General features: G+C 60.5%; 12 protein-coding genes. 9 read left to right on the forward strand and 3 right to left on the reverse strand.

The window, feature by feature from the left end; translation table 11 throughout:
- Window positions 1-26: 26 nt before the first annotated feature.
- Both V8P77_RS09645 and V8P77_RS09650 read left to right on the forward strand, forming a co-directional pair.
- The gene (locus V8P77_RS09645; RefSeq protein WP_335912057.1) at window positions 27-1,589 is read left to right on the forward strand and encodes a glycosyltransferase family protein; all 1,563 of its coding nucleotides are present in this window, start codon (window positions 27-29) and stop codon (window positions 1,587-1,589) included.
- Entirely contained in the window at window positions 1,586-3,163 is a 1,578-nt protein-coding gene (locus tag V8P77_RS09650) for a hypothetical protein (protein WP_335912058.1), read from the forward strand. Before V8P77_RS09645 ends, V8P77_RS09650 begins: the two co-directional genes overlap by 4 nt.
- A gap of 323 nt (window positions 3,164-3,486) precedes the next feature.
- On the opposite strand, the gene V8P77_RS09655 is transcribed toward V8P77_RS09650, so the two are convergent.
- Window positions 3,487-4,392, reverse strand: coding sequence for a LysR family transcriptional regulator (locus V8P77_RS09655; RefSeq protein ID WP_335912059.1), 906 nt, complete (start codon window positions 4,390-4,392; stop codon window positions 3,487-3,489).
- Window positions 4,393-4,501: 109 nt separating this feature from the next.
- On the opposite strand from V8P77_RS09655, the gene V8P77_RS09660 reads away from it, so the two are divergent.
- Window positions 4,502-5,332 (forward strand): SDR family oxidoreductase, encoded by an 831-nt coding sequence (locus tag V8P77_RS09660; RefSeq protein ID WP_335912060.1) that lies wholly within the window; start codon window positions 4,502-4,504, stop codon window positions 5,330-5,332.
- A gap of 79 nt (window positions 5,333-5,411) precedes the next feature.
- Here the strand turns inward: V8P77_RS09660 and V8P77_RS09665 are convergent, their stop codons facing one another.
- On the reverse strand, window positions 5,412-7,037 hold the full coding sequence (locus tag V8P77_RS09665; RefSeq protein ID WP_335912061.1) for a carboxylesterase/lipase family protein: 1,626 nt from the start codon (window positions 7,035-7,037) through the stop codon (window positions 5,412-5,414).
- A 259-nt stretch (window positions 7,038-7,296) separates the two neighbouring features.
- Window positions 7,297-7,575: a hypothetical protein gene (locus tag V8P77_RS09670; protein WP_335912062.1), complete on the reverse strand. Its 279-nt coding sequence runs from the start codon at window positions 7,573-7,575 to the stop codon at window positions 7,297-7,299.
- A 346-nt stretch (window positions 7,576-7,921) separates the two neighbouring features.
- On the opposite strand from V8P77_RS09670, the gene V8P77_RS09675 reads away from it, so the two are divergent.
- From V8P77_RS09675 to V8P77_RS09700, 6 genes are all read left to right on the forward strand, one after another.
- Entirely contained in the window at window positions 7,922-8,644 is a 723-nt protein-coding gene (locus V8P77_RS09675) for a FadR/GntR family transcriptional regulator (protein WP_335912063.1), read from the forward strand.
- A complete protein-coding gene (locus V8P77_RS09680) occupies window positions 8,641-9,813 on the forward strand; it encodes a PLP-dependent transferase (protein ID WP_335912065.1) in 1,173 nt (390 codons plus the stop codon). Before V8P77_RS09675 ends, V8P77_RS09680 begins: the two co-directional genes overlap by 4 nt.
- A 35-nt stretch (window positions 9,814-9,848) precedes the next feature.
- Window positions 9,849-11,108 carry an ABC transporter substrate-binding protein gene (locus tag V8P77_RS09685; RefSeq protein ID WP_335912066.1) on the forward strand — a complete coding sequence of 420 codons (1,260 nt, stop codon included), beginning with the start codon at window positions 9,849-9,851 and terminating at the stop codon, window positions 11,106-11,108.
- 99 nt (window positions 11,109-11,207) lie between these two features.
- The gene (locus tag V8P77_RS09690) at window positions 11,208-12,143 is read left to right on the forward strand and encodes a carbohydrate ABC transporter permease (protein WP_072642039.1); all 936 of its coding nucleotides are present in this window, start codon (window positions 11,208-11,210) and stop codon (window positions 12,141-12,143) included.
- A 4-nt stretch (window positions 12,144-12,147) separates the two neighbouring features.
- Window positions 12,148-12,978, forward strand: coding sequence for a carbohydrate ABC transporter permease (locus V8P77_RS09695; RefSeq protein ID WP_335912067.1), 831 nt, complete (start codon window positions 12,148-12,150; stop codon window positions 12,976-12,978).
- Window positions 12,979-12,982: 4 nt separating this feature from the next.
- Complete coding sequence (locus tag V8P77_RS09700; RefSeq protein WP_335912068.1) at window positions 12,983-14,041, forward strand: ABC transporter ATP-binding protein; 1,059 nt, start codon at window positions 12,983-12,985, stop codon at window positions 14,039-14,041.
- Window positions 14,042-14,085 lie beyond the last annotated feature (44 nt).

Genomic DNA, 14,085 nt, shown 5'->3' on the forward strand with positions numbered 1-14,085 from the left:
CTGCCCTCGGGAAGGACGGGGTCGAGATGAGGCGCCGCCTTTTTTCCGCACAAGTTGCGCTCCTGGTGGTCGCGGCAATTTGTGCCGCCATGCTTGCCCTTCCTGGACGGACCATCAACACCGCTTTCATCAACGATGTTTTGATATTCATTGATGGAGCGCATCGTATCGCTGTCGGGCAGGTGCCAAACCGTGATTTTCATACGGCGCTCGGACCGTTGGTCTTCTATATCCCTGCCTTGGGATACCTCTTGTCCGGAAATTTCGGCGCCGCGATACCGATGGGAATGGCGCTCCTGACCGTCGCGTTCATGCCTGCGATGATCCGTATCCTTCTTTCGCGCCTCAGCTCACCCTCAGCCATCGCCTTGGGCATATTCCTGATTCTTATTCTCGCTGTCCCGATCAATCTCGGAAGTCCGGTCCGGCTTCTTTCTTTTGCGATGTTCTACAATCGCATCGGCTGGGTCGCTCTCGGGCTCATCCTGGTGATGTACCTGACGCCGAGATCCGAAGCCGCGCGCAACGACGTTGCAGACAGTCTCGCGACGGCCTTTCTTCTACTTGTCCAATTCTACACGAAGGCGACCTACGGACTCTGCGGCGTGGCCTTTCTGATCTTCCTATTGTTGGACCGGCAGCAACGTTCCTGGATCCTGGTCAGTCTGCTCCTGACCGCACTGGCAATGATCGTCATCGAGTTCTTCTGGCGCGGCACGCTTCAGCATATAGAGGACCTGCGGGCCGCCGCACGGGTTAGCGGTGATCATGACGTCCGCAGCATACTGAAAAATGTCCGTGAGAATTTGTCGGATCTGGTGGTTTTCACGGTGTTTGCGTTGGTTGCCTTCTGGCACATCCGCAGCCTTCGAGACCTCCTCTACAGTGGCTTCTGCGTGGGTGCAGGATTGGCAATCATCAACCAGAACGCCCACAGCTGGGGTATCATCACTCTCTATTGCGGAGCGGCCGTCCTGGCGGAAAAGGCACGGCGCTTTCAATCTGTCGACCACAGCGCGCAAATGGAGCGGCCCGCCCGTCGTCTTGCAACTGCACTGCCGCTGCTTCTAATCTTCTTTCTGTTGCCGCCCATCGTCCACCACGGAGAGGCGATCGCTCTCCACGCGGCACTTGCGGCGGAGAATGTGGGCAAGCCCCTTGGCCCTCCGCTTTTTGAGGACGTCCGGGAAATCGACCCGCCCGGTGGCGAGCCTGATTTCATTCAGCGCTACCTCAATAGTATCGAAAGTGGAGGGGCTCTACTTCAGGCCCTGCCGATTCCGCTCGAGCGGGTATTCGTGCTCGATTTCGTCAACCCCTTTTCAGCGGGGCTCGGGATACGTCCTCCCACAGGTGACACTGCGTGGTTCCACTGGAACCGCAACATCAATGAGAAGGCTTACATCCCACCAGAAGCACTGTTCGCCGACGTGAAGATCGTGATGGTGCCGAAGACTGGCATCAATAGCCTGCCGTTACAGGAGCTGTATGGACCGTTCATTTCGAAGAATTTCGACATGGTGCAGAAAACGCCGGAATGGACGATTTACCAGCGACCACAGACCGCGTTGGAAAGCGAGGCGCGATGACGCAGGCAGTGAGGTCGATGCCGGAGCAGGAAGGCGCATCGCCACGGGCGGGCCGCCAATACCTCTGGTGGACCGCCATCGCCTCATTTGCTCTGGGACTTTCAGCTCTTCTCGCTCTGCCCAACCAGACGATCACCAGCAAATACGTCAACGATCTATATGTTTTCCTCGACGGTGCGCATCGCATCTGGTCGGGACAAGTTCCGAACGTTGATTTCCATACGTCGCTTGGCGCGCTCACCTTCTATATTCCCGCTGCCGGCTATGGCCTTTCGGGAAGTATGGGCGGCGCGATGCCAGTGGGAATGGCCATAGTCATCCTGCTGTTCGCAGCCGTTACCGCGGAGATCCTCGGCAGCCGCATGCACAAGGCGCTCGGCTTGCCCTTGGCAGCTTTTCTGCTTTTGCTCGTCGCGGCTCCTGCCAATCCGGGAGAACGGATCGGCGATCTCACATTTGCGATGTTCTACAATCGACTGGGCTGGGCTTCGCTCGGTCTTCTTTTGGTCATGTACCTGCCCCGCCTATCCAGCGCTGGGAGCAAGGCCGTGGATGCCGCATGCGCAAGCTTCCTCGTATTGCTCATGATCTACACAAAAATCACCTATGGCGTCGTAGAGCTTGCATTTCTGGTCTTCCTGGCTACCGACCGACGCCAAATCGGGTGGACGGCGCTGGCGCTCGGGATAATCGCGAGCAGCGTCCTTGCCATCGAACTTCTCTGGCGCGGTGGCCTCAACTATCTCGCGGATCTGCGCCTTGCGGGCGAGAATACAGGCGGCCTCCCGACGCTCGGCGCTCTGGGGCACGTCTTGCTGAACAATCTCGCTGACCTTACTGTCTACGCACTTGTCGCCGGTATGTTTCTTGTCCTCGCACCAAGCTGCCGTCATCTTTTTTTTATAGTTTTTTGCGGCGTAACCGGTGTGCTGCTCATTGAACAAAACTTTCAACGCGCGGGCATCCTGACGCTGGGGCCGAGCGCAGCTGTCATCACTCAATCTCTTTTGAAGGCCGAGCTTTCCCGACTGCAGCGGAAGGCTCGCCTCGTCTTGCCGCTACTTCTGGCATTTCTGCTTGTGCCGGCGGCGATAAGCAATGCCTCGGCTGTCGCCATTCATGCCCGTTACGCCATCGCCGGGCAGGGCGAGCCTATGCCGCTGCCGGAATTTTCGAGAATTCGGCTTGTCCAGACATGGAGTGTTGGTCAGTACGACTACTTTGTGCAGTATAATCGCACTCTGGCTGAGGCGTCGGACGTGCTGTCCCAGTTTGGCGCTCGCCAAGCGACTGTCGCCGTACTGGACTTCGTCAACCCCTTCTCGGCCGGCCTGGCGCTCCCGCCGCCTGTTGGTGACAGCGTCTGGTATCACTGGGGACGGACGCTCGGTCCCGAGTACCATCCACCCGCGGAGGAGATGTTTGCACACGTCGACCTGATCCTCGATCCCAAATGGCCCATCGAAATCTGGACGGCAAATGGCATGCGCGACATTTTTGCTCACTATATCGCCCGCCATTACGACAAAGTGCGGGAGACAACGAATTGGCGCATCTACCGCAGGAAAGCATGACCAGCAGATTGCCTTTGCCGCTCAACAGCGATCAGACCGGTGAGGAGCAGGACGAGGGCTCCAGCGTAGACCGAACCGGCCATTAATCGGCGGCCGTTGAAATCGCGACGACGCTCGGCAGACGGTGGTCCGCGATAAGAAGCAGCACGGGCCAGACCGCAAAATTCAGTTTCGTCGAGATCAACAAGCCGACCATGATGCCGGCGACGCCTTTCAGAGCTTCGAACCGCTCAGCCCAGTTGCATCGTCCTTCCTTCGCTGGATCGGGTCCCAGGTCGGGTGATCCCGAACTGTCCGTCTCAGCGAATGGTGGCAAGAGCGATCTATCGACTGTGCCGCTCGACCTCGGTCAGCACTGTGATGAAAGCCCGCAAACCCTGCGGCACGTGACGGTGGCCGGGATAATAGAGACAGAGGCCTGGAATGGCGGGACACCAATCGTCCAGCACGGTGACAAGCGCGCCGCTTTCGAGAAAAGGCCTGGCGGTGCGATCCGAGACATAGGCGATGCCGAGCCCTTTTGCCGCCGCCTGCGCCATCAGCTCGACATGGTCGAGCGTCAGCGCGCCCGGAACGTCGACGGCAAGCTCGTGGCCGTGTTTTTCGAACTCCCAGCGGAAGAGCTTGCCGCTTGGCAGCCGGAAGCGGATGCAGGCGTGGGTCTTTAGTTCGTCCGGTGTCTGTGGCGCCGGATGCGCTGCGAGATAGGCCGGCGAAGCGACGGCAACAAAGCGGGTATCGCCGCCGAATTCCACCGCAATCATGTCGAGCGGCACCGCCTCGCGAAGCCTTATGCCGGCATCGAAACCGTCGGCAACGACATCGACGAGCCGATTGTCGGTGACGAGATCGAGCGACATGTCGGGATAGCGTGTGAGAAAGGTCGGGATGGCGGCATCGAGCAGCACCCGGGCGGCGATCTCGCTGGTATTGATCCGCAAAGTGCCGCTGGGGTGGCCACGGAATTCGTTTACCTCCTCAAGCGCCAGATCGAAATCCTTGAACAGTGGCGTCAGACGGGCGACGAGACGCTCGCCCGCTTCCGTCGCCGCGACGCTGCGGGTCGTCCGGTTGAGAAGCCGAACGCCCATATTTGCTTCGAGCGAACGCATCATATGGCTGAGTGTCGAAGGCGACAGACCCAACTCGTCAGCGGCCTTGCGGAAGCTGCGATGGGTGACGATCGCGGACAAGGCTCTCAGATCGGCAAGGGTCGGCTTGTAATTCATGGCTAAAATTCACCAACTCATGCAGCATTCGACGGATAGAAGCAGGAATAGGCTTATCTATCTTTACCTTCAAGAGCAGCCGCAATCCCGCGGCATGAAAGGTAAGACAATGGCAAAGACATGGATGATAACGGGCGCCTCCTCCGGTTTCGGGCGCATCATGACCGAAAAACTGCTGGCGCGCGGCGATCGCGTCGCGGCGACAGTGCGCAGGCCGGAAGCGCTCGACGATCTGAAGTCGCATTACGGCGAGAGCCTCTGGATCGCGACGCTTGACGTCAGCGATGATGGGGCGGTGCGCGAGGTCGTCGACGCGGCTTTTGGAGCGATGGGCCGGATCGACGTCGTGGTCAGCAATGCCGGCTACGGCCTGTTCGGTGCTGCAGAAGAGGTCAGCGACGAACAGATCCGCCATCAGATCGATACCAACCTGATCGGCTCGATCCAGGTGATCCGGGCAGCGCTGCCGCATATGCGGGCGCAGGGCGGCGGCCGCATCCTACAGGTGTCTTCGGAAGGCGGGCAGATCGCCTATCCCAATTTCAGCCTCTACCATGCGACCAAATGGGGTATCGAGGGCTTCATCGAAGCCGTTTCGCAGGAAGTCGCCCCCTTTGGCATCGAATTCATCATCGCCGAGCCAGGTCCGGCGCGGACCGATTTCGGGCGCGGCCTGGTCGCGCCGCAGCCGATGGAAGCCTATGACGCGACGCCGGCCGGCGAAATCCGCCGCGCCATCGCCGAAGGCAGGTTCGAGGCCAAGGGTGACCCCGTCAAGATGGCGCAGGCGATGATCGAGGCTGCCGAACAACACTCGACTCCGAAGCGACTGGCGCTCGGCGCCGGCAGTTATGTCTCGATCCGCAAGGCGCTGGTCCAGCGGTTGGCTGAGCTCGACGCCTTCAAGGAGGTGACGATTTCAGCCGATGTCGATGGCTGACCGCGGCGATCAAATGCCGCTGCCGGCGCCGGCTGGGTCGATGGCAGCCGGCGCCGTATGTCCAATCCTGCAATTGGTGCTAAAGGGCGCCCGCTGCCTGCAGCAGCTTGCGATCGAGGTCGACTGCCACGCGGGACTGCTTGTCGAGAACCATAGTCGCCGGCCTGTCGGTTGTGTAGGCCGGCCAGTCGGGCAAACCCTCAGCGCTCGGCTTGCCGTTGCGCGCGAAGTTGACCCAGGCCTGGCTCACCTTCCTGGAAAGCGCTAGGGCGTTGCTGCCGCCGCCGGTCGATGTCTTGACCAGCGCGGCGTTCGCAAACACGTAGGGCAGTTCCGCGCAATGCCAGGCCATCGCGATCCCGTCAAGGACCGGTGACTCGTAGGCGAACATATAGGAGTAGACCGGAGCCCCGTTCTGCTTCGCCTTCAGGTCGAGATCACGGATGGCTCCCGGCCGGAAGCGCAGATCCAGGAAATAGGCGTCGGCGATCTTCTTCTCGGGATAGGCGGCCATGAATGCCTTGCCGACCGCGTCGGCCTTGTCGGCGAAGCGCTCCTTCAGTTTGGCTTCGGATTTCTCTTCGCCCCAGTTGTTCTTGTTGTCGGCAAAAAGCTCGCCGGCCTTGTGAGTGATCACCGTCTCGAACTCGTTGAGGGTGTTTCCGACCATCAGGGGAATGTCCTTGGCCTGATCGACCCACTGTGTTCCGACAGGGTTCGCAGGAATGTAGTCGCCGTCCTGAACGGGTGCATAGCGGGCGTCCTTCGCCCCTTGGGCAGTGGCGTCCTTGATGGCCTTGTCGGCTGCGGCAAGGAGATCGTAATAGTCCGCGTCGACAAGCTTGTCGATTTCGTCAGCCTTGAGACCGAGATTGGCGAGCGTCAGCTCGGCCACCTTCCGCGAGGACGCCTGATCGATGACTGAGTCGGTCCGGGAGCCGCTCTGGACGATGGCCTTCTGGAAGAGGCCCTTCGCTGAAGGCGTCCCCATCAAGGCGCGCACCTTGTAGCCACCGCCGGACTGGCCGAAAATCGTCACGTTGCCGGGATCGCCGCCGAAGGCTTCAGCATTGTCGTGGACCCATTTCAGCGCAGCGACGAGATCGGTGACGCTGGCATTGCCCGACCGTTTGTATTTCTCTCCATAGGCGGAAAGATCGAGGAAGCCGAGCACGTTGAGCCGGTGGTTGAGGGTAACGACGACGACATCGCCGTCCTTGCTCAGATTATGGCCGTCATACGAGGTCAGCTCGATGCCGGAGCCATTCGTGAAGCCGCCCCCATGGATCCAAACCATGACCGGCCGTTTCTTTCCGTCTTTGATCGCAGGCGTCCAGATGTTCAGAAACTGGCAGGCTTCGCTCATCGGCAGATAGCGGTGCGGATTGAAGAGTTCGTCGCCGGCCACTTCCTTCATTCGGGGGATGAAGCAGTTCTCGCCATAGGTGACTGCGGGACGGATGCCTTTCCAAGGCGCGACCTCTTCCGCCGGCATGAAGCGGTCGGCATGAGCATAGCGGACGCCAAGATAGCTGTAGATGCCGTCGTCGAGTGCGCCGACGAGACTTCCCTTCTTGGTTTCGACGACCGTCTTGCTCTGCGAAGCAACAAATTCTTCCGCGAGAGCGGGTGCGCCGATAATGGAAGCCGTTATCGCCGACAGTGCAGATATCAAAGCGCAATAATATAGAAACGTCCTTTTCATCAACTTATCCTCTTGTCGTTGATTTCGAGTTTTCAAAAGCCCGACGGCCGCCATCCCCGACCGTCGGTGACTAACTAGGTCGGCGCCGACGCTTTTTCAGGCCACAGTCATATGGTTTGCTGGAAAGAGGATCACGCACGTCTGACGGAACCGCGCCCGAGCGGTGGCGATTGGCCAACACTACCCGCACAGGTGATTACACGGCGAGATACATCGAAATCTCGCCGCTTGCCCGGACTGCGCTAGCGTCCGCCACTTCTCAGAAAGATGACGAAGGGACCACGCCGATCGTTGGGACGGGTGGTTTGTGCTCCGGCATCTTGTTTCCTTGCTCGTCGCCGGCGCTCAGTGCCTCGCGCACTTCATCCTCTTCCCAACCCGCCTCGACGGCGGAAGCCACAAGCGTTTCGATTTTCTCGGTTTCCGAGTGGTGCGAAGTCTCATCGAGGTGGCGTCTGGCGGTCTCGAGACACTGACGGAGATTCGAGGCGCGGCTGGCGTCGTTACGGTCATAGCTTGGCGATGCGACATAGGTCATTTGAAAGCTCCCTGCTGATCGAGAGGAACACCTGAAGAGAGAGCCGGTTCCACTGCGTGCCTACGAACTGACGGCATCTACCGGCGCTGGTGCGCCTGCATCCGGATATCAAACTTCGACCACGGCGCCCTGCGGTAGACCAGCCACATCGCGTGTCGAGGTCTCTCGTTACCGATGGAGGACATCGGATCATGTGCTTTGAGACCATTTCGGAGGTGCAAAGGGAATTGTGGAACGGCGGGCCAACCTGCGAACAAACACCCCTTGACGCTTTCCTCCCTTTGAGAAATGCTAAGATGTCAGACCAATTCTAAGGACCTGACTGCCTGTAAGAAAATGGGGAACCATGAAGGCAAATCGTAGCGACAGGCCGGTGATCCGGCCGCTTCCGGTCATGGACCGCGCGCGTCAGGTGACCGATGCGCTGGCGGATTATGTCGAGGAAGCCAGGTTGAAGGCGGGCGACCGGCTGCCGGCCGAGCGCGAGCTGATGGCAGCCCTTGCCGTCGGCCGCTCGACCATTCGCGAGGCGATCCGCCACTTCCAGGCGCTCGGCGTCATCGAGACGCGCAAGGGCAGCGGCACCTATCTGCTGAAGCCGGTTTCCAGGGCGACGATCCACATGCCGCTGTCGTTCGACACGGTTCATCTGCGCGACGTGCTGTTGCAGACGCTGGAGGTCCGCCGCGGCATCGAATGCGAGGCGGGCATGGTCGCGGCGCGGCGGCGCACCGAAAAGGACCTCGTCGTCATCGAGGAAAAGCTGAACGCGATGGAGCGGGTGCACTTGGAGAAGGGCACCTCCGGGCCGGAGGATCTGGCCTTCCATCTCGCCGTCTATGACGCCGCCCACAATCCGCTGTTTCGCCAGCTTCTCGAGCAAATGCGCGAGACCTTCGAGCGTTTCTGGGAGCATCCCTTCGACCGGCAGGATTTCGCGCGCCGGTCCTTTCCCTTTCACCGCACCCTTTTTAACGCGATCGCTGCCGGGGATCCCGAAGCGGCGCGTGCCGAAACATTGAAAATTCTCGATATCGTCGAGGAAGACATCAAGGAAATGTCCAAATGAGCAACGGCGCAGAACCGTTCGATCTTGCTTCCCTCATCACCGCGCATGACGAAGGCAACTTCGCCGACGCCGTCGTGCCGCCGATTTTCCAGACCTCCCTTTTCACCTTTTCCGATTATGACGACATGATCGCCTCCTATCGCGGCGAGAAGGTGCGGCCGATCTATACGCGCGGCCTGAACCCGACGGTGCGTGCCTTCGAAGAAATGCTCGCCAAGCTCGAAGGTGCCGAGGATGCGCTGGGTTTTGCAAGCGGCATGGCGGCGATCTCGTCGGCAGTCTTAAGCTTCGTCGAGCCGGGCGACCGCATCGTCGCCGTCAAGCATGTCTATCCCGATGCCTTTCGCCTATTCGGCACCATCCTGAAACGGATGAAGATCGAGGTGACCTATGTCGACGGGCGTGACGAGGAAGCGGTCGCCAAGGCGCTGCCCGGCGCCAAGCTCTTCTACATGGAAAGCCCGACGAGCTGGGTGATGGAGGCGCATGACGTCGGCGCGCTCGCCGCACTCGCCAGACAACACGGCGTCGTCTCGATGATCGACAATAGCTGGGCAAGCCCGTTCTTCCAGCGGCCGCTGACGCTCGGCGTCGATCTCGTCATCCATTCGGCCTCGAAATATCTCGGCGGCCACAGCGATGTGGTGGCGGGCGTCATCGCCGGCTCGCAGGCGATGATCGCGCGCGTCAAGGCCGAGGCCTATCCCTATCTTGGCGGCAAGCTTTCGCCGTTCGACGCCTGGCTCCTGATCCGCGGGTTGCGCACGCTGCCGCTGCGCATGAGGGCCCACGAGGCATCCGGCCTCGAAATCGCCAGGCGCCTGCAGAAGCTCGAGGTCGTGGAGACGGTCTGCCATCCGGGGCTCGCCAACCGTCTGCCCACCGGGCTCAACGGCACCTCGGGCCTGTTTTCCTTCATATTCCGCGAGGGCGTCGATATCCGCACCTTCGCCGATCACCTCAAGCTCTTCAAACTGGGTGTAAGCTGGGGTGGACATGAAAGCCTGATCGTACCGGGCGAGGTGGTGCTTCAGCAGAAGGCACGGCCAAATTCCGCACATGCCTTCGGCATTCATGCGCGATCCGTACGTCTCCATGTCGGCCTCGAAGGAACCGAGGCTTTGTGGAGAGATATCGAGGAGGCGCTCGCCGCCGCCTCACAATCCTGAAACCCGAGAGAGACCTAACAAGGGGGAACTGAGCCATGAAAAAACTAATAATCTCGACGCTCTTTGCTTCGATGATGGCGGGTACGGCCTTCGCCGATACCACGCTCAAGCTTGTCGAAGTCATCACCAGCCCGGAGCGCACCGAAACGCTGAAATCGATCGTCGGCAAATTCGAAGCGGCCAATCCCGGCACCAAGGTCGACATCATATCGCTGCCCTGGAACGAAGCGTTCCAGAAGTTCGCGACCATGGTGTCTGCCGGCGACGTGCCCGATGTGATGGAGATGCCCGATACCTGGCTGTCGCTCTATGCCAATAACGGCATGCTCGAGAGCCTGGAGCCCTACCTCGAAAAGTGGGAGCACACCAAGGAACTGACGCCGCGCGCGCTCGAACTCGGCCGCGACGTCAAGAACACCGCCTATATGCTGCCCTACGGCTTCTACCTCAGGGCGATGTTCTACAACAAGAAGCTGCTTGCCGAAGCCGGCGTCGCCGCGCCGCCGAAGACGATGGAAGAATTTACTGCCGCTTCGGAAAAGGTTTCCAAACTGCCCGGCAAATACGGCTACTGCATGCGCGGCGGACCGGGCGGCCTCAACGGCTGGATGATCTTCGCCGCCTCGATGGCCGGCTCGAACAAGTATTTCAACGACGACGGAACCTCGACGATGAACAGCCCGGGCTGGGCCAAGGGCATCGAATGGATGGTCGATCTCTACAAGAAGGGTTACGCGCCGAAGGACAGCGTCAACTGGGGCTTCAACGAAGTCGTCGCCGGCTTCTATTCCGGCACCTGCGCCTTCCTCGACCAGGACCCGGACGCGCTGATCGCCATCGCCGAGCGCATGAAGAAGGAAGATTTCGGTGTCGCACCGTTGCCGAAGGGTCCGGACGGCAAGTCCTTCCCGACGATCGGTTACGGCGGCTGGTCGATGTTCGCGACCAGCGGCAACAAGGATCTTTCCTGGAAGCTGATCGCCACCCTCGAAGGGCCGGAAGGTAATCTTGAGTGGAACAAGCGCATCGGCGCCCTGCCGGCCTATACGGCGGCCGAGAAGGATCCCTTCTACGCCGGTGACCAGTTCAAGGGCTGGTTCGAGGAACTGGCAGATCCGAACACGGTACCGACAGTCATGCCGACCTACCTCGAGGAATTCGCCTTCTTCAAGGATTCGCTGGCGATCAAGACCTCGCAGCAAGCATTGCTCGGCGATATCTCGGCGAAGGATCTGGCCGACCAGTGGGCCGAATATCTCACCAAGGCGCAGCAGAAGTTCCTCGCCAAGAAATAAGCGACGGATCGACGGCGGCGGCTCCTCGAGACGGGGCCGCCGTCGCTTCTTTGATGATACAGACGGCGCATGAACGCCGCGAACGGGAACTTCTGGCTGATGACCATTTCCGCCGATACGCTCGACATGCGCCGCGACCGCAGGCCGTGGCTGCGTCGCGTTGCCGATGCTTCGGAGCCCTATCTCTACAGCGCGCCGTCGCTGATCCTGATCATTGCGGTGATGCTGGTGCCGCTGACCGTCGGCATCTCCTACGCCTTCCGCGATATCCAGCTGCTCAATCCGTTTTCCGGCGGCTTCATCGGGCTCGATCATTTCCGCGAGCTTGCAGGCGATGCCGCCTTCTACGGCGCGCTTCGGAACACGCTGTGGTGGACCGGCGCCTCCGTCGTCCTGCAGTTCGTCTTCGGGCTGATCCTGGCGCTGCTGCTCGACAAGCCGTTCAAAGGCAGGGCAATCGCGCAGGCGCTGGTCTTCCTGCCCTGGGCCGTGCCGTCCTTTCTCGCCGGCCTCAACTGGGCCTGGCTGTTCAATCCCGTGATCGGGCCGATCCCGCACTGGCTTTTCGGCCTCGGGCTGATGCATGAGCCGGGCAATATCCTCTCCGATCCCAATTATGCCATGTGGGGGCCGATCGTCGCCAATGTCTGGTGGGGCATTCCCTTCTTCGCCATCACGCTGCTTGCGGCGCTGCAGGCGATCCCGCGTGATCTCTATGAGGCGGCATCGATCGACGGCGCCGGCTGGTTCCAGCGCTTCCGCTCGATCACCCTGCCGTTTCTGGCGCCAACGATTGCCATTACCGTGCTGCTACGCACCGTGTGGATTTCCAACTTCGCCGATCTGATTGTCGTCATGACCAGTGGCGGGCCGGCGGACCGGACGCAGATTGTCGCCAGCTACATCTTCACGACGGCCTTCCGGCGGCTCGATTTCGGTTATGCCTCGGCGATCGCGCTGGTGCTGCTCGTGCTGCTGCTTGCCTATTCGATGCTGATCATCCTGCTCCGGCAGACGCTGCTGAATAAGGATTGAGGCCATGAGACGATCCGTCATTCCGACCATCGCACACCGTCTGGCGATCCTCTGCTACATCGCCTTTTCGCTCTTTCCACTGTTTTGGCTGCTCAAGGTTTCGGTGACGCCGAACGACCTGCTCTATAGCGAGGGCGTTCGCATGTGGCCGTCGCGCACGACATGGGATCACTATGCCTTCGTGCTGCGCCACAGCGCCTTTCCGACCTTTTTCAAGAACAGCCTGATCGTCTCGGCCTCGACGGCGGTGGCCGTGACGATCTGCGCCTCGCTGTCCGGCTACGCGCTGTCACGCTTCAATTTCCGGGCAAAATACTGGATCGTCGCCTTGATGCTGCTGACCCAGATGTTCCCGCTGGTCATGCTGGTGGCGCCGATCTTCAAGATCCTGTCGCCCTTACATCTGACCAACAGCCTGACCGGGCTCGTCATCGTCTACACCGCCTTCAATGTGCCTTTCGCCACCTTCCTGATGCAGTCCTTCTTCGACGGCATTCCGAGGGATCTCGAAGAGGCGGCGAAGATCGACGGGGCGACGCAGTTCACGGCGTTTCGCCAGATCATCCTGCCGCTGACGCTGCCGGGGATCGCCGCCACACTCGGTTTCGTCTTCACTGCCGCATGGAGCGAGTTGCTCTTCGCGCTGATGCTGATCAACGGCAATGACGCGGCGACCTTCCCGGTCGGACTTCTCACCTTCGTTTCGAAATTCTCGGTGGATTTCGGCCAGATGATGGCGGCGGGCGTCATGGCGCTCATTCCGGCCGGCCTCTTCTTCCTCCTCATCCAGCGCTATCTCGTCCAGGGCCTGACGGCCGGCGCGGTCAAGGGTTAAACAAATGGCATCGATCGATATCCGGAATATCCACAAAGCCTATGGCCATGTGCAGGTGCTGCATGGCGTCGACCTGGAAATCCAGGACGGCGAATTCGTCGTGCTCGTCGGTCCGTCCGGCTGCGGCAAGTCCACGCTGCTGCGGATGATCGCCGGGCTGGAGGAGGTCACATCAGGCGAGATCAGCATCGCCGGCGTCAGGGTGAACGAGCTGCATCCCAAGGATCGCGACATCGCCATGGTGTTCCAGTCCTACGCGCTCTATCCGCATATGAATGTCGCCGGCAATATGAGCTACAGCCTCAGGCTGCGGAAGGTGGCGAAGGAGAAAATCGCCAGCGCGGTGGCCGCGGCTGCCGCCAAGCTCGGCCTCGATCCGCTGCTCGAACGCAGGCCGAAGGCGCTTTCCGGCGGCCAGCGACAGCGCGTCGCCATGGGCCGCGCCATCGTGCGCCAGCCAAAAGCCTTCCTGTTCGACGAACCGCTGTCGAACCTCGATGCGCGCCTGCGCGAACAGATGCGCGCCGAAATCAAGAAACTGCATGGCGACCTGAAGGCGACCTCAATCTACGTGACCCACGACCAGATCGAGGCAATGACGCTGGCGGACCGGATCGTCGCCATGCATGGTGGGGTGGTCCAGCAGGTTGGCAGTCCCCTGGAACTCTACGACCGCCCCGCCAATCTTTTTGTTGCTGGCTTCATCGGCTCGCCGGGGATGAATTTCCTCGAGGCCACCTATGATGCCGGCGGCGTGAAGCTGAAGGAAGGCACGATCGTGCCGCTTGCAAAGCCTCTGCCGCTTTCAGATGGCGCAAAGGTGACGCTCGGCATCCGGCCGGAGCATGTGCTGATGAGCGACGGTGGGGCGGGGCTTGCCGCGGATGTGGAACTCGTCGAGCCCACGGGTTTCGGCATCATCTTGCATCTTGCCCTGCATGGTCTGCCGTTCAAGATCTTCACGCTGAACCGCGACGCGCTGAAGGCGGGGCCGAAGGTCAATGTGGCCTTCCCCGCCCAATATCTGCACGTGTTCGATGTCGAGGGAAAACGCGTCGATTGAGCCGCTGGGCTGGTGGCTCGTTGCTATCGGTTTTGGCATAGTGT

The sequence above is a fragment of the Rhizobium aouanii genome, assembly GCF_037002925.1.
GTDB classification, from domain to species: domain Bacteria; phylum Pseudomonadota; class Alphaproteobacteria; order Rhizobiales; family Rhizobiaceae; genus Rhizobium; species Rhizobium aouanii.